11 protein-coding genes and 2 tRNA genes are annotated in these 20,106 nt (G+C 53.2%); 8 read left to right on the top strand and 5 right to left on the bottom strand.

What is annotated here, in order from left to right:
* Positions 1-310 precede the first annotated feature (310 nt).
* From NG346_RS09610 to menA, 6 genes are all read left to right on the top strand, one after another.
* A tRNA-Val gene (locus tag NG346_RS09610) sits at positions 311-385 on the top strand.
* A 49-nt stretch (positions 386-434) separates the two neighbouring features.
* Positions 435-509, top strand: a tRNA-Val gene (locus NG346_RS09615).
* Between the two features lie 343 nt (positions 510-852).
* Positions 853-2,199 (top strand): adenylosuccinate lyase, encoded by a 1,347-nt coding sequence (gene purB / locus NG346_RS09620; protein ID WP_262288656.1) that lies wholly within the window; start codon positions 853-855, stop codon positions 2,197-2,199.
* 113 nt (positions 2,200-2,312) lie between these two features.
* The gene (locus tag NG346_RS09625; protein ID WP_262288657.1) at positions 2,313-3,800 is read left to right on the top strand and encodes a pseudouridine synthase; all 1,488 of its coding nucleotides are present in this window, start codon (positions 2,313-2,315) and stop codon (positions 3,798-3,800) included.
* A 47-nt stretch (positions 3,801-3,847) separates the two neighbouring features.
* Positions 3,848-5,239, top strand: a complete 1,392-nt coding sequence (asnS, locus tag NG346_RS09630) for an asparagine--tRNA ligase (RefSeq protein WP_154533620.1) — start codon at positions 3,848-3,850, stop codon at positions 5,237-5,239.
* Between the two features lie 221 nt (positions 5,240-5,460).
* Positions 5,461-6,372: a 1,4-dihydroxy-2-naphthoate octaprenyltransferase gene (gene menA / locus NG346_RS09635; RefSeq protein WP_262279997.1), complete on the top strand. Its 912-nt coding sequence runs from the start codon at positions 5,461-5,463 to the stop codon at positions 6,370-6,372.
* A 113-nt stretch (positions 6,373-6,485) separates the two neighbouring features.
* Here menA and NG346_RS09640 read toward each other — a convergent pair whose 3' ends face one another.
* The 4 genes from NG346_RS09640 to NG346_RS09655 all read right to left on the bottom strand — a co-directional run bounded on the left by NG346_RS09640 (position 6,486) and on the right by NG346_RS09655 (position 12,937).
* On the bottom strand, positions 6,486-7,484 hold the full coding sequence (locus NG346_RS09640) for a hypothetical protein (protein ID WP_262279987.1): 999 nt from the start codon (positions 7,482-7,484) through the stop codon (positions 6,486-6,488).
* A gap of 79 nt (positions 7,485-7,563) precedes the next feature.
* Positions 7,564-9,318 carry a SusD/RagB family nutrient-binding outer membrane lipoprotein gene (locus tag NG346_RS09645; protein ID WP_262279988.1) on the bottom strand — a complete coding sequence of 585 codons (1,755 nt, stop codon included), beginning with the start codon at positions 9,316-9,318 and terminating at the stop codon, positions 7,564-7,566.
* A gap of 49 nt (positions 9,319-9,367) precedes the next feature.
* On the bottom strand, positions 9,368-12,547 hold the full coding sequence (locus tag NG346_RS09650; protein ID WP_262279989.1) for a SusC/RagA family TonB-linked outer membrane protein: 3,180 nt from the start codon (positions 12,545-12,547) through the stop codon (positions 9,368-9,370).
* A gap of 234 nt (positions 12,548-12,781) precedes the next feature.
* Positions 12,782-12,937, bottom strand: a complete 156-nt coding sequence (locus NG346_RS09655; RefSeq protein WP_262279990.1) for a hypothetical protein — start codon at positions 12,935-12,937, stop codon at positions 12,782-12,784.
* Positions 12,938-13,368: 431 nt separating this feature from the next.
* Here NG346_RS09655 and NG346_RS09660 point away from each other — a divergent pair, with 431 nt between their 5' ends.
* Positions 13,369-13,752: an Abi family protein gene (locus NG346_RS09660; protein ID WP_262279991.1), complete on the top strand. Its 384-nt coding sequence runs from the start codon at positions 13,369-13,371 to the stop codon at positions 13,750-13,752.
* Between the two features lie 297 nt (positions 13,753-14,049).
* Here NG346_RS09660 and NG346_RS09665 read toward each other — a convergent pair whose 3' ends face one another.
* Positions 14,050-15,729, bottom strand: coding sequence for a glycoside hydrolase family 5 protein (locus NG346_RS09665; protein WP_262279992.1), 1,680 nt, complete (start codon positions 15,727-15,729; stop codon positions 14,050-14,052).
* A 166-nt stretch (positions 15,730-15,895) separates the two neighbouring features.
* Here NG346_RS09665 and NG346_RS09670 point away from each other — a divergent pair, with 166 nt between their 5' ends.
* On the top strand, positions 15,896-20,029 hold the full coding sequence (locus NG346_RS09670) for a hybrid sensor histidine kinase/response regulator transcription factor (RefSeq protein WP_262279993.1): 4,134 nt from the start codon (positions 15,896-15,898) through the stop codon (positions 20,027-20,029).
* The last annotated feature ends 77 nt before the right edge of the window (positions 20,030-20,106 follow it).

Consider the following 20,106-nt stretch of genomic DNA (forward strand, 5'->3'; position numbering starts at 1 on the left):
TGACACCTTCGTGGAGGAGACTGCGGGGAGAATGTTTCGGGAGATGATGATGATTGAGCGATGGAGATCTATGGCTCCTATAGTGTCTCTGGTTTCTATAATCTCTATGGGATTCTGTAGTTTCTATGGCCTCTATAGCTTCTATGGCTCTATAAGCTCTATGGTTGTCATCCCCTCTATATCAGCCTCTGCGCTTCTGTCTTTTCATTCAGCAGCGCAGAGGCTTTTTTGTGCCCTTACACTTTTTTCTTGCCAAAAGTTTGGTGGGATGAAATAATTGTGTTACCTTTGCACCCGCAATCCGAGATAGGGGCGTTTAGCTCAGTTGGTTTAGAGCATCTGCCTTACAAGCAGAGGGTCGGCGGTTCGAATCCGTCAACGCCCACGTAGGGGTGGTCCCTGTAGTCCTTCGGGATTGCGGGGATTTTTATATCGGGCGTTTAGCTCAGTTGGTTTAGAGCATCTGCCTTACAAGCAGAGGGTCGGCGGTTCGAATCCGTCAACGCCCACGTCAAAGTGCTTTGTCTTTGACTCCCGTTTCAGCATACTTCTTTTTTAAAGAACTTTCTCCGCGGTGCTTAGCGTGTGCGTGGTCGCTTATGGGTTGACAATGTGTGTGCTTGGTTCTTTCGTATAGTCGCTTGCGGGCTGGAAGGGTTGTGCTTGGTTTTGTAGGCTTCTGCTGCGCAGAAGCGCTTGATGTCTTTCCGTTGCTCGCCTTTTCTCCCCTATTTTCTTTCTTTTTTCCTTTTTAATTATCTTTTTCACTACACTTTTATTAGATGTCGAAATAAATTAGTAATTTTGCAGAATAGAATATAATACGTATTATCACAGCTTATTAACAGCATTATGAATCTGGATACATTGACGGCCATCTCGCCTATCGATGGTCGCTATAGAAGCAAGACAGAGCCTTTGGCCAACTACTTCTCTGAATACGCACTGATCCGCTACCGCATTCGTGTAGAGGTGGAGTATTTCATCACTCTGTGCGAGTTGCCTTTGCCGCAACTAAAGGACTTCGATCACAACCTTTTCGAACGCTTGCGCGACATCTATCGCAACTTCGACGAGAAGAGCGCTCAACGTGTCAAGGACATCGAGAAGATCACTAACCACGATGTCAAGGCCGTGGAGTATTTCATCAAGGAGCGCTTCGACGAGATCGGAGGCTTGGATGCCTACAAGGAGTTCATCCACTTCGGTCTGACTTCTCAGGATATCAACAACACCAGCGTGCCCCTCTCGCTGAAGGAGGCACTGCACGATGTCTACTATCCTTTGATTGAAGAGCTCATCGCTCAGCTACAGCAATATGCCGATGAGTGGAAAGACGTGCCTATGCTTGCCAAGACACATGGTCAGCCTGCCTCACCCACACGCCTGGGCAAAGAGATCATGGTCTATGTCTATCGTCTGACCGAACAGCTCAACAGTCTGAAGGCCTGCAAGATTACTGCTAAGTTCGGGGGCGCGACGGGCAACTTCAATGCGCATCACGTGGCTTATCCCAACTATGACTGGAAGGCTTTCGCCAACCGCTTCGTCAGCGAGAAACTCGGACTGGAGCGTGAGCAGTGGACCACACAGATCAGCAACTACGACTATCTCGGCGCTATCTTCGATGCGATGCGCCGCATCAATACCATCATCATCGATCTCGACCGCGACTTCTGGATGTATATCTCCATGGACTACTTCAAGCAGAAGATCAAGAAGGGAGAGGTCGGTTCCAGTGCCATGCCGCATAAGGTCAACCCGATCGATTACGAAAACAGTGAGGGTAACCTCGGCATCTCCAACGCTATCCTGCAGTTCCTCGCTGCCAAGTTGCCGGTGAGCCGCCTGCAGCGCGACCTTACCGACTCGACTGTGCTCCGCAATGTCGGCGTGCCTATGGGTCACAGCGTCATCGCCATCGAGAGCACGCTGAAGGGTCTTCGCAAGCTCATCCTCCACCAGGAGAAGATGACAGAGGACCTGAACAACACTTGGGCCGTGGTGGCTGAGGCTATCCAGACCATCCTGCGCCGTGAGGGCTACCCTCATCCCTATGAAGCTCTGAAAGCGCTGACCCGCACCAACAACGTGATGACGGAGCAGACTATCCACGATTTCATTCAGACGCTCAACGTCAGTGATGACGTGAAGGCTGAGCTGATGGCGATCACACCGATGAACTACACGGGTATGTAATCGCACGTCTAAAGATTTGTTTTCATATTACACATTATTAATAATATCATTTTTAGAATATCATTTTCAAGAGTATTAACAAGTAAGCCGAGAGGCTACACAATGTAACTATTATGGCAGAAGAATTAGAAAAGAACACACAGGATTCGTCCGTACAACCTAAGCAGAGTAGCGATGCAGGCCGTGAAGGCTATCGTCCACAACAGGGTTATCAGAGAGATTACGTCAATGGCCGCGTACAGCGTCCACGTATTCATACACAGCGCACTTTCAGCTCTGACAAGAGTGCCAGCCGTGACGAGGGCAGCAGCTTCCGTCCCGAAGGCTTCGGTGCCGGCTTGATGGGTGGCGAGCAGCGTCCCCGCAACAGCTATCAGCAGCGTCAGGGCGGCTACCAGCAGCGCCAGGGCGGCTATCAGCAGCGCCAGGGTGGCTATCAGCAGCGTCCGCGCTACAACAACAATAACGAGGAGGGTGGCTATCAGCAGCGCGAAGGCGGTTATCAGCCTCGCCAGCAGGGTGGCTATCAGTCCCGTCAGCAGGGTGGTTATCAGCCTCGCCAGCAGGGTGGTTACCAGTCTCGCCAGCAGGGCGGCTACCAGCCCCGGCAGCAGGGCGGCTATCGTCAGCAGGGACAGGGCGGCTATCAGTCCCGTCAGCAGGGCGGTTATCGCCAGCAGGGCCAGGGTGGCTATCAGTCCCGTCAGCAGGGCGGCTATCGTCAGCAAGGCGGTTATCGTCAGCAGGGCCAGGGCGGTTATAACCGTCAGGGCGGCTACAACCGTCAAGGCGGCTATGGACAGCACCGCCCGGGATATGATCCCAATGCTAAGTATAGCTTGAAGAAGCGTATCGAGTACAAGGAAGAGAACATCGACCCGAACGAGCCGATTCGCCTGAACAAGTACTTGGCCAACGCCGGCGTCTGCTCTCGCCGTGAAGCTGATGAGTTCATCCAGGCAGGTGTGGTGACGGTTAATGACAAGGTCGTCACCGAGCTCGGCACCAAGGTGCTCCGCTCTGATGTCGTGAAGTTCCACGATCAGCCTGTCACACTTGAGAAGAAAGTATATGTGCTGCTCAACAAGCCGAAGGACTACGTCACTACCAGTGATGATCCTCAGCAGCGCAAGACTGTGATGGATCTCGTGAAGGACGCATGTCCGGAGCGTATCTATCCTGTAGGCCGTCTGGACCGCAACACCACCGGTGTGCTGTTGTTGACCAACGACGGTGAGCTGGCCAGTAAACTGACGCATCCTAAGTTCCTCAAAAAGAAAGTGTATCACGTCTTCCTCGACAAGAACGTGGCAGCAGAGGATCTGCAGAAGATCGCTGAGGGCATTGAGCTGGAGGATGGCGAGGTACATGCCGACGCTATCGAGTATGCCGACGATCGCGACCACAGCCAGGTGGGCATCGAGATCCATAGCGGCAAGAACCGCATTGTGCGCCGTATCTTCGAGAGCCTGGGCTACCGTGTCGTGAAACTCGACCGCGTGCAGTTTGCCGGACTGACCAAGAAGAACGTACGCCGCGGCGACTGGCGCTTCCTCACCGAGAAAGAGGTGGAGATGCTGCGCAGCGGCATGTTCGAGTAATGAGAGTTTGTGAACAGTATGTTTGAATCAACAAAGAGAGACATATCATGAGTAGAACAAAAGTGGTTGATGCCCTGCGGAGCACCGACTTTGGAAAAGAGATGACTGTCAAAGGCTGGGTGCGCTCGCATCGTAGCAGCAAGGCGGTGGACTTCATTGCCTTGAACGACGGTTCGACCATTAAGAACATTCAGATTGTCGTTGATCCTTCGACGGTGGATGAGGAGTTGCTCAAGAGCATCACTACCGGTGCGTGCATTCGCGCCACCGGTAAGCTCGTCGAGAGCCAGGGCAAAGGACAGACCTGCGAGATCCAGGCTTCTGAGCTGGAGCTCTACGGTGGTTGCCCAAGCGACTATCCTATGCAGAAGAAGGGACAGAGCTTCGAGTATATGCGTCAGTACGCTCACCTGCGTCTGCGCACCAACACTTTCGGTGCTGTCTTCCGCATCCGTCACAACATGGCTATCGCCATCCATAAGTATTTTCATGACCATGGCTTCTACTACTTCAACACGCCGCTGATCACTGCCAGCGATGCTGAGGGTGCCGGATCTATGTTCCAGGTGACTACCCTCGACCTCGACCGTGTGGCTAAGAGTGGCAAGGTAGAGTATGATAAGGACTTCTTCGGACGTAAGACCAACCTCACCGTGAGCGGTCAGCTTGAGGGTGAGCTCGGTGCCACAGCCTTGGGCGCTATCTACACCTTCGGTCCTACCTTCCGTGCTGAGAACAGCAACACGCCGCGTCACTTGGCTGAGTTCTGGATGATCGAGCCGGAGGTTGCCTTCATCGACAAGGACGAGCTGATGGACCTTGAGGAAGACTTCATCAAGTACTGCGTGAAGTGGGCTTTGGACAACTGCAAGGACGACTTGGAGTTCCTCAACAAGATGATCGACAAGACGCTGATCGCTACGTTGGAGTCTGTCATCAAGGAGGACTTCGTACGCCTGCCTTATACCGAGGGCATCCGCATTCTGGAGCAGGCTGTCAAGGACGGACATAAGTTTGAATTCCCTGTCACCGGTTGGGGCATGGATCTCAGCAGTGAACATGAGCGTTACCTCGTAGAGCAGCACTTCAAGCGTCCGGTGATCATGACCGACTATCCTTCCGAGATCAAGGCGTTTTACATGAAGAAGAATGCCGACGGCAAGACGATGCAGGGCACTGACGTGCTCTTCCCGCGCATTGGCGAGATCATCGGCGGTTCGGTCCGTGAGGAGAACTATCAGAAGTTGCTCGACGAGATCGAGGCTCGCGGCATGGATGAGAACAACTATAAGTGGTATCTCGATACACGTAAGTTCGGCTCTTGTCCTCACGCTGGTTTCGGCTTGGGCTTTGAGCGTCTGATCCTCTTCGTGACGGGTATGCAGAACATCCGTGACGTCATTCCTTTCCCACGTACGCCGAAGAATGCTGAGTTCTAAACGCGCGCGGGATGAGCAAAGACCATGAGTTTCCGTCAGGAAGACCCTCCGGCAGCATTACGAAAGCGTGCGTAGGAGATTATGCCTGACAGTAATCATAATTATGAAAAAGCCTCAGTCGACGATGCTTATCGTAGGCTGAGGCTCTTTTTGTTGAATACGGTCAGGGAGGCTGTCGCTTTTTCTCTCTGATCGACAGATTAAATACAGACAAGAAGATGATAGAAGAAAATAACGTAAAAACTAATTCCTTCCGTGCCTGGCTGTTAGCCGCGCGCCCCAAGACATTGACGGGGGCTGCTGTGCCGGTGATGATCGGCACGGCATTGACGATAGCTGATCATGGCTGGGCGATAGCCTGGTTGCCTTGTGTACTGTGCTTTCTCTTTGCGTTTATCATGCAGATAGATGCCAACTTCGTCAACGACTATTTCGATTTCAAGCGTGGCAACGACGATGCGGCAACGCGACTCGGCCCGCAGCGTGCCTGCTCTATGGGGTGGGTGACCGAAGGTGCCATGCGCAAGGCACTGCTCATCACCACGGCACTCGGCTGTGTTGTCGGCTTGCCCTTGGTGTTGTTTGGTGGACTGGAGATGATTCTCGTCGGTGCACTGTGCGTGCTCTTCTGTTTTCTTTATACCACCAAGCTCTCCTATCTGGGTTTGGGCGACATGCTCGTGCTGGTGTTCTTTGGCATCGTTCCCGTTTGTCTGACCTATTATCTTTGTTTGCCGGAGGGTCCGCGAACGGTGACGCTGACCGTGTTCCTGGCTTCGTTGGCCTGCGGTTTTGTCATCGACACCTTATTATTAATCAACAACAATCGCGACATCGACAATGACCGGCGCGACGGAAAAATGACGCTGGTCGTCAGAGTCGGCCATCGCGGAGGCGAGATCCTCTATCTCCTGTCCGGCGTAGTGGCGTTGCTGTTGAATGTCGTCTTTATCGTTGAAGGTCATCTATGGGCTTTCCTTCTTCCGTTGATCGTCTATCTGCCCTTGCATACGCTGGCTTTCGTCCATCTGTTGAAGATCGATCATGGACGTGAATTAAATAAGGTGTTGGGAGAAACCGCCCGAAATATGTTCCTCTTTGGCATAACTACTTCCGTAGGATTGATCCTTTGACGGACTAATTGCATTGGGAGTGATGCGTATAAAGGGTGTTCGAAGTCTCTCTTGAACAAAAAGATCCCTCACAACCATGGCGGTTATGAGGGATCTCGGCGTTTTTTGTAGGTTTATTCCACCGTCACCTTAGTGATGGTGTATCCGTTTCCAACCATCAGGAAACCGTTTTGTTCCTTGAGAAGTTGGATGGAGAGGTCGGTGAGCTCGTACTCGAGTACCTGACTGCCACTGATCGTGATGTCACCACGCTCGGGATCTCCCTTGCCCGTGAGCAGGTTGTTCCACCATGCTGTGGTGGCTGTACCCTGACCGTCGCCGTTGACATAGACTTTCAGGATTGTACCGGCGTGGACATGGTTGATGAAGTCGTCCTTGAGCGCGTCGAACGGTGTACCCCACGTGACGTTGAAGCTGCCTTCCCACAGCGTCTCGCTCTTGTCGGGATACGGCTCGTTGGTGATTTTGATCGTGCCGCCGCCATACTGCTGTCCGGCAGCGTCCTGGAGCACCACACGGTAGTCGCCCTCAGCCAGATCGGTCGGCATGGTGAGCGTCAGATTGCCGTTCTCAGCACTGACGGCGGTAGCCTCTTTGCCACCGATGAACACTTTGGCGACCTTGTCGAGGTGGGTGCAACCGTGGATCGTGGTTTTTGCTCCCGGTGCCACCCACAGATCCTTGGCCTTGGTACCCAACACAGGATCGCCGTCGGCGGGCGTGATCACCACACGTGTCGTGCGTGAGGTGGAGAGTCCCTTGGTCGTTGTGGCCACGATCTTCAGTTCATGGTCACCGGCGAGCAACGGCTGGTCGATAGAGTCGCCCTCGTGGATAAGCTGTCCGTCGAGGTACCACGAGATCGTCGTGTAGTGACGTGGCGTAGCGATGATGTTAAACACGAAATTACTGGTACGGCTCTGCGTGACGAGCACCTGTGGCTGACCATCCTTCCACTCAGGGATGTTGGTGTTGAGGATGCGCGGTGCGTCGGTCTCCTCGGCAGTGAAGAACGGATCATCGTCGGAAGAGCAGGCTGTGAACGCTGTGGCGGCACAGGCCATCATCAGCAGTCCGAAAGCACGCAGAGCGATATGCTTGATTGTTTTCATGGTTGTCGTTGTCTTGAATTGTTTGTTGTTCTATTGGCCCGGCAGGCTGCATGGCGCTGTCGGACCAGGTCGATGAAGTCTATTTGACATTGATGTCCTTGGTGTCCCACCACAGGCGGTGGTGCCAGTCGTCGTTGCCGCCCATGCGCTGCAGTGCCTCGTCGTAGTGCTTGCTGTTGTATTTCGACTCGAGCATCGGGTACTTCAGGCGTACCGGCGTGGTGAGATTCTTGTCGTCGTAGGTGAAGTCGCTCTCGAACTTAGCCAGTTTTGAGCGATCCTTGAGCACCGGATAGTCGCTGCGGCGCAGGTTAGCCCACGCCTCGGCGGGGTTCATCATGTGCAGGATCCAAGCCTGCGTGTTGATGGTTTCCTTAGGATTGTTGCCGAGCGGGTTGGCAGCTATGAACTTGCTGATTTCTTCGTCGGAGATCTTCTCCGAGGCCGTGAGATAGTAATCGTTGAGCATCTTCATCGAGGCGCGCACGCCGTCGTCGTAGAGCTGTTCGGCGTCGCCACTGACATTCCATCCTTTGGTCTTAGCCTCCGCCTTGAGGAAGTAGACTTCGGCTGAGGTGATGAGAATGCCGGGACGGTCAGGCATCTCGAAGTCGATGTTGAGCGCGGGTCGCATCATGCGTGCATTGAAATTGCTTTGGTCATATCCTGCAGCGGGATCGTCCTTGACCAGCTTATCCAAAGTAGGAATCTCAGAGTTGGCCGGAGCGTTGATCCAGTTGTTCCACCATGCAGCTCCCGGATCACAGGGTGCCTCTGCAGTATTGCTGCGCTTGAGGTAAGCAACCACCTCGTCGGTGAGATCGTGGTTGCCCTCGCGGTCGGGCGTGATTTCAGAGCGCTTCGTGTTGATGTAGTGGCGGCAGATACGGTACAGGCGCGGATCGCCAGTCTGTTGCATCAAATCAAAGAAGGTGGAACTAATGAACGTCGGGGACGTAGGATCCTGGCCGTAGAGAATCTCGCCGAGCGCGTTGACGCGGAAGTCATACTCCTCAGCGCCCTTATAGAGCGTAAAGGGCTCGTTGGCATAGATGACGTAAGCGTTTTGCGAAGCGTCGGCGATGTAGCCGTGCGGATCATTGAGCGCTGCCTCGAACTCCAGTTTTGCTTTCTCGGGATTGACGTCGGAGATGCGCATGGCAAAGCGCAGGCGCAGACTGTTGGCATAGCGTTGCCAAGCCTGGCGGTCACCTTTCAGACTGGTCACGTCGCCCGTGATGCGGTCGTTGGCATTGTCGAGTTGGTCGACACAAGCCTTGAGCTCAGTGAAGAAAGCGTTGTAGATATCCTCCTGCTTGTCATAGACGGGGTTGGAGATGCCTTTGATATATCCCAGTCCGGCTTCCGAGCAGGGGATGTCGCCATAGGTGTCGGTGAGCACCGACATCAGGTAGACGCGGTGGATGCGCAGTGCAGCGTTGAGGGCGGGCTGGCCTTCCTGTGTGGCGTTGATGGCGTCGACGAGGTTTTTGATGGCCACGGAGTAGTAGCGATCCCAGAGCAGACGACTCTGGTCGTCGTTGGCGTGTACACTTCCGGCATAGTTAGTCACGTTCCAGGCACCGGCGAAGTGCTGTGTGAACCCGGTGATATAGCTTCGGTAGGTGTCCATGAGGCTAAAGTCGCCGTAGGTCTGTAGCAGTGCCGTAGTCAGCTGGTTGTTGGGGTCGATGGTCTCGCTCTTGCTGTCATCGGTGTTGACAGAAGCCATGTGGTCGTCGGAGCACGATGTCATCACGCCGCACGCCAGAGGCAATGCGAAGGCCAGAGAGAGCAGACCCTTAGCTGTATGTTTCTTGATGAGTGATTTCATGATAGCTTGATATTTTAGGAATGGAGCCGTTGTGGCTGCCATTCATTGTTTAGAACTTCACGTTGACGTTGAGGCCGTAGCTGCGGCGGGAGGGCAGAGAGCCATACTCCAGTCCGAGTCCGGAGGTGTTGTAGCCGGAGTCGGGGTCGATGTTGGGGATATTTTTCCACACGATGAACGGGTTGCGGGCTACGAAGCTAACGGTGAGTCCTTTGACGAAGTTGCCCAGCATCTTCTCGGGGAAGGTGTAGCCGAAGGTGATCTCACGGCACTTGACATAGGAGTTGTCATAGATAAACATCGAAGGAGCGTTGTCGGCAGCACTCTTCCAGTAAGCCTCGGGGTTGACGGGGATGTCGTTAGCCTTGAAGCTGCCGTCGGCCTGCTCGATGACGCCGGGGACAACATAGCCGCGGGCCTTGCCCTCAGCGCGCCACTCTGCAATGGTCTTTCCGGCGGCGAGACGTGCTTCCTCGGACTGATACCACTCCTCACGTCCGGCGAGTGTCTCCTTGGCCTTACCGGTCTGGTAGGCCGAGCGCATGGACATGGAGAAGAGATCAGCACCAACCTTCACGTCGAAGGAGGCCGAAAGACGGAAGTTCTTGTAGGAGAAGGTGGTGTACCAACCGCCTGTCCAGTCCCAAGAAGCGTTGCCGAGCACGTGGGTCTTGTCGTCGATGATCGGCATACCGGTCTCAGAGTTGATGATGACCTGACCGTCAGCGGTGCGCTTGAAGTCCTTGCCGACGATGGAACCATAGTTCTGTCCGACCTCAGCGCCGACGCTCACGCCGCACCAGGTGGCCTTCTCAAGCTCGAAATAGTCCATGCCGTCGACGAGCTTCTTCACCTTATTATTATTTTTGGAGAAGTTTACGCCCAAGTCCCAAGCGAAGTCCTTGAGCTGCAGTGCACGTCCGTTGAGGGCAATCTCCACGCCGCGGTTCTGAATCTCACCGGCGTTGATGAGTCGGTTGGCATAGCCGCTGGTGGAAGAGGAAGCCAGACGGATGATCTGATCGCGCGAGTTCTGATTGTAGTAAGTGACGTCGAGTCCCATGCGATAGTTGAAGAACTTCATCTCCAAACCGAGCTCATAGGAGCTGGTCATCGTAGGCTTGAGGTCCTTGTTGGGCTGCGTGTAGTTGTTGATCATGCCGATGGTAAAGCCCGGATAACTGTACTTTGCCGTAGCGTAGTTCAGCGCGAGCTGATAAGGATCGGTGTCGCTACCCACCTTTGCCCAAGAGGCGCGCACCTTACCAAAGCTGATGATGCGCTTGTTCTTGATGAATTCCGAGAACACCATGCTGCCCGATACAGAAGGATAGACGTAGGTGTTGTGGTCAAGAGGCAGGGTAGAACTCTTGTCGCCACGCAGCGTGCCCTCGAGATAATAGGTATGCTTATATCCCAGCGAGGCGCTGCCGTAGAGTGAGTTGATCTGCTTCTTATAAGTGTCTTGCTGTACGTGTTGCTCGGAGTAGTTCATGATCGTCTCCAAGTTCATCATCTGCTGGTTGAGCCCCTTCATGGTGTAGGTCTTGTTGTCGACCTTGAAGATGTTGCCGCCCAGTGTAGCGTTGAGGTCAAAGTCGCCCCAGCTATGGTTGTAGAGCATGAGGAGTTCGGCATTGAGCGTGCGGTTGTGGAACACCTGATTGGTCAGTGAACCGGCAGCCTGGCCCGGCGTGGTCTTTGCCACGAAGTCGTCGAAGGTCATGTTGTTGATGTCTGTACCCACAGTTCCCTGGAGTTTCAGTCCTTCGGCAATGTTCCAGATAGCCTTACCGGTAAAGCGGAAGACATCCTTGGCGGAAGTATTCTTGTTCTTGTACAGGTCCCAGTACGGGTTCTTGTTGTATTGGTCGAGTCCGTTCCAGTTGGCATAGGTGCCGTCGGCGTTCTGATAGGTGCGCAGCCACGCCTGGTTGTAGGTAGAGGCGAGCGTCATCAGGTTCTTGCCGACATTGCTCTGCGAGTCGCCGAGCGCCGGACGGTTCTTCACATTCTCGCGTGTGTAGTTGGCGGTGAAGTCAAAGTCTACGGGTCCGGCCGATGTGGTGGCACGCAGGTTGAAGTTGTCGCGGTTCATGTGGGTGTTGGGCAGGATGTCCTTGTTGCGCATGTCGGTCATGGAGAAGCGCACGCCTGTCTTACCCGAACTGACGGAGAGCACGGCGGTGTTTTGTGCGGTGAGACCCGTGCGGAAGAAGTTCGAAGTGTTGTTGGGCCAGATCTGGAAAGGACGCTGCTGACCGTCGAAGTACTTCACGAGATAATCGTCGGCCTTCGGTCCCCAGCTCATGTTGGTACCGGAAGTGGTCGTTTCGAGATATTGTCCGCCGTTGCCCATACCATAGACCTGCTGGATGTTGTCCCATTTGGCCAGCTGCTTGTCCATGGTGATGCTACCGTTGTACTCCACGCTGACCTTGTCCTTGGCAGCTTTCTTCGTGGTGATGAGGATCACGCCATGGGAGGCACGGCTGCCGTAGAGTGCTGAGGCAGCAGGACCTTTGAGGACGGTCATCGTCTCGATGTCGTCGGGGTTGATCGCCGAGATACCGTCACCGAGGTCGTAACCGCCTGCCTGTCCGGCACTGCCGAAGTTGGTATTGTCCAAAGGCACGCCGTCGACGACATAGAGCGGCTGGTTGTTGCCCGTCATCTCGGTGTTGCCACGAAGCAGCACGCGTGTGGAACCGCTGGCACCACCGGCAGTGTTCTGCACCACGAGGCCGGCGACCTTACCGGCGAGCGAGTTGATGACATTGGTCTCCTTTGCTTTCGTGAGTTCTTCGCCTTTGATCTCACTGAGACCGTAGCCCAGTGCCTTGCGGTCGCGCTTGATGCCAAGCGCGGTGACGACAATCTCCTTGAGGTTTTTGCTGTCCTCGCTGAGGGTGACCTTCATGCCTGCTGCGGCTTTCACGGTCTTGGGCTGATAACCCAGATAAGAGATGACGAGTTCCGTGCCGGGCACTACGTCGAGGGTGAAGTGACCGTCCATGTCGGTGACAGCACCTTGGTTTTTACCTTTCACCATCACGCTGGCGCCGATGATGGGTTCATTGCCGTCGGTGACGGTACCCTGAATCGCATGGCTCTGTTGCGTGGTGCTCACTCCCGGAGTCTCAGCACTGAAAGCAGGCTGGACGTTGAGAGCAAGAAGAGCGGCGCAGACGCTGGTCATGCACAGAAGATTCCGATTACTTTTCTTCATTGTCTGTATACTTAGGTTTTACTTATTTCGGTGTTATTAAGCTGGTTGCAAAGTTAGGCTTTATATGTCTGACAGAGGTTAGAATACTGACAATGAAGGTTTCGTAGCTGACAAAAGCGATGTCGGCGGAGATGTAATAGAAACAAAAAAAACGAGAATATCTCATTCTCGCATGGTATTATTAAAGTAGTCTTTTATCTTTTTGGCTTTTGATTGAAAAGATATGTAACACCTTCATAGCACAAAGAAAGAGGTAGGTTTCTTGCCGGTACGTTTTTCGAAACTTTCGCTCAATTCCTTTTTAAGCTCTTCTACCACTATTCTTTTCCTTTCTTTAGCAGCTTTAAATCTTGCTATAGCTTCCGGTCGTGTTCTTACTGTATTTTCCATATTTTACACTTGTTACGTTTCCTTTCAATAGCAAAGATAAGAAGAAACTTTGGATTTTGCAAGTAAACGCAATTGTTTTTTATACTGATCAGCGCAAACATCCCTCCTGGCTCTATGGCGCGAGCAGGAGGGACGAAGCTGTTATCCCGAAATCTAAGAAACCTATTATATGTATCAGTTGTAGAACGAAGCAATCTTATCTTGCGAGACAGAGCTGACGGTCCTTGATGATCAGACCGCGAAAGCTGTCGGGAACGGTTCTGCCGGTAAGGTCGTAGCACCTCTGCTGACATTTGACGAAGAAAAAGTACAAGAATAAATAAAAGTCAGCTAATAATTTGCTAATTCAGAATTTATTTCTTACCTTTGCAACCACTAGAACCCGCCAAGCCTCTCAACGATGCTCAAATGAGCGGGTCGTTTTTTTTAATATGACGAGGCTGTTCAACAAACATTATAGTAGCCCTCGTATCTCCCAATATTTTGATCTACAGATTAAGCCTTTTGAATCACGGCTGACCATCATTACGCTCACTCGAAATGCATGCTGTCATCATGCACGTGTATGGAACAAACGAAATACCATTAGGGCAACGATACCAAACACAATGTTACGTCCATGGATTACACTGCCTACAGATTCTTTAAGAATATACTTTAATCTATGTATCATTAAGTATTTCGTTGATGTTATTTCGCAAAATAATCATATGAAGAAGAATCTTCTTGATTTACTTGCACAATTTCCTAATATAGACATCCAAGCCATGGGATTCCCATCTAACTGGGAACAAGAACCAATTTGGCAGAATTAGAGATTTTAAAGTAGCCCTATTTACGCCCTAATTAATCTTTACAGCCATTACGTCAAGGAATCCTATTAGATAGATAGAAGTGGTCTGCTACATCTTTCTTTAGGGAATACAGGATGAGGAAGGTTATCAAGAATTTGAGATTTCTTTTGCTGATAGTTAGTGCGATATATATTCGCGTATAGTGCAAACATCCCTCCGGCTCTATGGCGTGAGACACGTTGGGAGCAGGAGGGATGAAGCTGTTATCCCGAAATCTAAGAAACCTTTTATATGTATCAATTGTTGAACGAAGCAATCTTATCTTGCAAGACAGAGCTGACGGTCCTTGATGATCAGACCGCGAAAGCTGTCGGGAACGGTTCTGCCGGTAAGGTCGTAGCACCTCTGCTGACCGTTGCCGGTCATTGCCAGATTAAAGATGGCGGTGGTCATGCCCTGTGGCATGATGATCACATTCTTCAGTCTTACGCCGTAGCCCTGCATGATGAGGCCTTTGGTTTGTAGCTTTGCCAATGTGGCGGCATCGAAGCTCAGGCTCAGCGAATAGGTTCTGTCATTGGTGCCCTGAGCCGCTTTGGGATCGTAGCTGCCCTTATAGTTTTTGCCGTTTATTTTAAAGTTGACTTTACCGCTCCAGTCGCCATACATCAGTTGCAACTGCTCATAGTCGGCAGAAGGCACCTGCCCGATGGTCAGCATCAGCCGTCCCTTGGCAGTGAAGCCGTTGAACTTATTTGCCGGGATCTTCAGTTGCAGGCCCTCGCTCCAGTTGAGCAGCGCATCACCTTCCCAGAAGACGCCGTTCTCTGCCTTTTCCTTATAGGGCTCCAGCCCGGCTCCGAGCTGCAAGCCCTGCAAGAGCCACGGTGCGTCGACACTCATATGATTATTACGGTTGAAGATGCCGTAGATTTCACTGCCGTTGCCAAACGTGTTGTTGTCCCACACGATGGGTGCAAAGCCACGCTTGCGGGCCTCCTTGACGAGCTGCTGGAGATAGTATTTCTCATTGTCGAGTTGGGTAGCGCGGTCGTCGCTGGTGAAGTGAGTAGAGACACCCAACTCGCCGATGATCACGCCGAGGCCTTTGTCGGCCCATAGCGTCTTGGCCTTGTCGAAGGTTTTTGTCAGCTGGCTCTCGTCGTCGGGAGAAATCTTGCCTTTGTCTTTGAAAGCCTGTCCCCAATAGTAGTAGCAGCCCTCTTTGCCACTGCAATAGTTGTAGGGATTGTAGTAGTGGAACTCAACGCACAGGCGGTCTTTGGCCGGATCGTTGGGGATGACGAAATGCTGAAAGCCGTAGTCGGGATTGCAGGAGTAGGTCTGCACGATGAGCACGCGCTCGGCGTTGTTGCCACCCGTGGCGCGCACGGCGTTGATGAACGTTTGGTTGTAGCTGTTCTCCACGTCGGCCTGCTCCTGAGTCGGTGCCTGCCAGTTGACCTGCGTCTCGTTGATGCCGGCAAAGGCCAGGTCTGGACCATAATCCTTGAAGCGTGTGGCGATCTGCTGCCACAGCGCGGCAAGTTTCTCGTTGTTTTCTTTCTGCTGTGCAAAGAAGGGATGCTGCTCCAGCCAAGCCTCGTGGTGCGTGTTGATAATGACTTTCATCTTCTCGTCCAAGCAGTAGTTGACCACCTCCTCCACGCGGTTCATCCACTTGCTGTCGATGGTCATCGTCTTCTCGTCGGCGAGATGGCAGCCCCACTGTACGGGTATGCGAATGCAGTTGAAGCCCTGTGCCTTCACAGCCTTGATCATCTCGCGCGTTGTCATTGGGTTGCCCCATGCCGTCTCGTCGTTGCCTTTGCTTTCGAGACTGTTGCCGAGATTCCATCCGAGCACGACAGACGAAGCCCATGCCTTGGCGTCGATGTTCATTTCTTCGGCCGTTGTAGCGGCTCCCGCAGGTATTGCGAGCCATGCTGAGCACAGCCAGCAGGCCAGTAATAGCAGTATGTTTTTGCTTCTTGTCATAGGTATGAATTGATAAAGATATGAATTGCTGATGATGTGATAACGCTGGCAAAGTTACGATGATATTCATAGAAATGATACCGAGCACCGCCAAAAAAGGTTTCTTTTCTGACATTTTTACCATGAAAAAGGTACAATATTAACGCTTATTTATTAAATTTGCCACATGAAACAGTTGCGACACCTATTATTATTAGTGAGTCTTCTGCTGACAGCCTTAGCAGCACAGAGTACTCCAATGCCTGCTCCCGCCTATCAGGTCCGCCACATAGGGCTGGCCGAGGGGTTGGACAACATGCGTGTGTTCTCGATCCTTCAGGACCGCGACGACGTGATGTGGATCGCAACAAAGAACGGTGTCAACCGCTACAACGGCAGCGTGATGAAGGTCTACCGGCTCAGCAGCGACCGTGTCTACAGCAATGCCGCCGGCCGCATCTTTTCGTTGCGGCAAGACGGCGACACGCTCTATGCCTACGACAACAAGGGTAATATATATAGGTATAGCTCGGCCTTGGACCGCTTCGAGCATGTGGTGAGCCTGAGCAAGTGGTTTCAGGGCTATCTCAAACTCAACGATCTGTATATCGACCGGCACCACCGGCTGTGGCTGGCCGCGCGCAACGGACTTTATTGCTATGCTCATGGACGCATGTCGCTTGCCGGACCCACGCAGGAAGTCAACGTGATCACGGCTGACAACCATGACCGGCTCTTCATCGCCACAACCTCGGCAGTACTCGCACAGTCCGGCAAGAAATGGAAAACATTGGCGGGACTGGAGGGTCTGGAAGCACAGTCGCTCTATTTCGATACCTCTTCGCAGCGGCTATGGTTAGGCACGTTTGTGCAGGGTGTTCGTGTCTACAGTCTCAAGGCCCATCGTGCTGTCGCAATCTCTCCGCTACCTCAGATACAGCACCCCGTCAGAGCCATCACACCCTTGGGACAAGAGACGGTGCTTGTAGGTGTCGACGGAGAGGGCGTCTACGCTTTTGACCGTCAGAAATTGCAGGGCAGGCTGCTGTTCAACGTATCGGATGACACGCGCAACGCACTGAGCGGTAACGGTATCTACACCATCACGGTGGACCGGCAACACAACATTTGGATGGGCAGCTACACGGGAGGTGTCGACATAGCTATGCCCCGCTGGGCGGGCTATCAGCTGTTCCGGCATGAGTATAAGGATGTCAACTCGCTGCTCGACAACAGCGTGAATGCTGTCTGCGCCACTGCCGACGGTACGCTGTGGTTCGGTACCAATCTCGGTCTGTCGGCTTATCATCCCGCCTCCGGCCGCTGGACGCACAGCCTGCAAGGGCGCGTGGTGGTGGCGCTGTGCCCGTCGGGCAGTGGTGGTGTGTGGGCAGGCACCTACGGCAACGGTGTCTTTGCGGTCAGCACGACGGGAACAGCAACGGCCACCTATAGCCGGTCGTTGGGAAACCTGCCGTCAGAGTATGTTACCAGTTTGGCTTGTGACCACCTCGGACAATTGTGGGTGGGGGCTATCGACGGCCCGCTGTCCTGCATTGTTAATGGCAAAGCTCACGACTTGCCCATACGGGAAGCTGAATGCCTGACAGCCATTGGCGGCAAGATGGCGGTGGGTACAACGTCGGGATTCTGTGTTGTCGATGTCCGTACATGGCGTTTTGACCACTATTTCAATCCCGGCGACTTCGGAGACAAAGACATCTGTTGTTTCATCAACTCCATCATTGCCGACGGCGACCATGCCTTTTGGCTGGGAACTGACGGCGGCGGCATCTACCACTACGATACGCTTACTAAGGAATATTGGCAGATCTCTACACGTCAGGGACTACAGTCAAACACGATTGCAGGCATCTGTCATGGTGCCCAAGGACTGCTGATGGTCAGTACCGACCGCGGACTCTGTAGCTTCGACGGCCGTACACGACGCGTGCGTCAGCTCAGCACCTACGAGGGACTGGATCAGGAATACAACCGCATGGCCTGCTGGCAACTGCCCGATGGTAAGCTGCTCTTCGGAGGCAACGACGGTGGTGTGCTGCTCGCCCCTGCTGCCGTGTTGCCCTCTCACTATTCGGCACAGCTCAGGGTGACTTCGATACTGCCGCTCGACACTAAGCTGGTAGGCGACAGCGCCGTGCGCCGCCGTATCTTCGACATGCTGCGCGAGGGAGCGGTCAGTTTGCCTTATGCTCAAAATTCCTTCACTGTCGACTTTGAATGCATCAACTATCGCTTTCAACACGACATCCGCTACGAGTATTTCCTTGAGGGCTATGACAAGCAATGGATCGCGATGCCGCATCTGCAAAGCCTCAGATATACCAATGTACCGTCGGGAAGCTATACTCTCCACATACGTGCGCTTAGTCGTACCGACGGCCGCGTCATCGACGCCAAGGATATTCCGCTTGTCATCCAGCGTCCTTGGTGGAACTCCTTCCTGGCTTGGACAGTCTATATGCTCATTGTCCTGGCGATCGTCTATCTGGTCTGGCGCCGGTACCGCGACCGACTGGAGTCGAGATACTACAACGAGAAGATCTCGTTCTTTGTCAACACGGCGCACGACATCCGCACGCCGCTCAGTCTCGTACTGGCTCCTCTTGACGACATGGCCAAGGACAGCACGCTCAGCGCGCCGTCTGCCCGCTATCTCTCCATCGCGCGCCGAAATGGTGCAAAGCTGTTGAAGATGATCACGGGCTTGCTCGATTTCCAGAAGATCGACCAGCGGAGTAGCGAGCCAAACGTCAGGACGATGGCACTGAAACCACTGCTCGAACAGCAAGTCGCACGCTTCGCCTTGCTTGCCCAGGAAAAGAAGATCACGCTCGCGCTCGATGATTGTCCGGGCGAGGCCTTGGTTTGGCTCGATCCGATGATGGCCGACAAACTCTTCGACAACCTCATCTCCAATGCCATCAAATACACGGCGGAGGGCGGTCACATCCATCTCAAGGCATGGCAACAGCATGGTGAGACCGTCATCAGCGTGGCCGACGATGGTATGGGCATTCCCGAAAGCGATCAAAGACATATCTTCCGCAGCTTCTATCGTGCCTCCAATGGCATCAACTCCAAGCAGATGGGCAGTGGACTGGGTCTGATGCTCTGTCGCAGACTGGTGGAGATGCACCACGGCAGGCTGACGTTCACCAGCAAAGAACAGGAGGGTACGACCTTCTTCGTGCATCTGCCTGCCGACGGCAGCCGCTATTTCCCGGAGGCATCGGAGCTGGATAAGCAGCAGGGTCGGGAAGACACTGCTATGGCAACAAGTCTGTCGCTCAAAGATTCTGTCATAGATGCTCATCCCAACTCCGCAAATGTAAATGTGCAGAAAGATGATTTTGCAGAGTACCAGCTAAAGAGAGAGGCGGAAGTAAGCCTGCTGCAGGATGAGGAAGACGACGAGAACGGCAAGGATACCATCCTCTTTGTCGACGACAACATCGAGTTGTTGCGATACTTGCGTATGTCATTTTCCGGCGACTACCATATTATTACAAAGGAGAGCGCGGAAGCGGCTTTGGACTATCTGCGTGAGGGCACCTGCGACATCGTGGTTTCCGACGTGATGATGGGTGGCATGGATGGCAACGAACTTTGCCGTCGACTGAAGGAAAATGCCGATACAGCGTGGCTGCCGGTCATTCTGCTTACGGCAAAAGTCGGTAAGGACTTCATGATAGAGGGGTTGGACAAGGGTGCCGACGACTACATCTCCAAGCCTTTCGACACGGATATTCTGGCAAAGAAGATCCGAAATGTCATCGACAACCGCCGCCGCTTGAGCAAATATTATTTGCGCCGTGCCCTGCAATTGGTTCACGACGGTGAAGAACCGGTTATACCCTCTCCGCAAGAGAAGACAATATCGACTTTGTCAGACGCCTCTCCTCTTGCTGTACAGCGAGAAGATAGCAACGAACAGCAGGCTGAGGTTAAGCCTGAGGTACTCAATGCTGATGATCAGGCCTTTGTTGACAAAGCCACGCAGACGGTGCTCGACCATCTGAGCGATGAGAACTTTGATGTGAACCATCTTTGCCGCGAGATGGCCATGAGCCGTACGCTATTCTATGGCCGCCTGAAGACGCTCACCGGCAAGGCGCCGCAGGAGTTCATGCGACTCATCCGATTGGAGCAGGCTGCGGCGTTGTTGCGGAAGGGTGTACCCGTCCTTGACGTGGCTACTCGCTGCGGTTTCCCGAACTCCAAATATTTCAGTACGGTGTTTAAGAAGCATTTCGGGCCCAAGGGGGATTGTCCGTGGCGGGCAGATGCCGCTGCCTAACCAAAGACAGTAACACATCTATAGAAAAAGAAGGGTATATCCCTTATTCCCTTCAGGCATGACCTGAAGGCTTTCAT

It is taken from the genome of Hallella absiana (assembly GCF_025457485.1).
Lineage (GTDB): Bacteria > Bacteroidota > Bacteroidia > Bacteroidales > Bacteroidaceae > Prevotella > Prevotella absiana.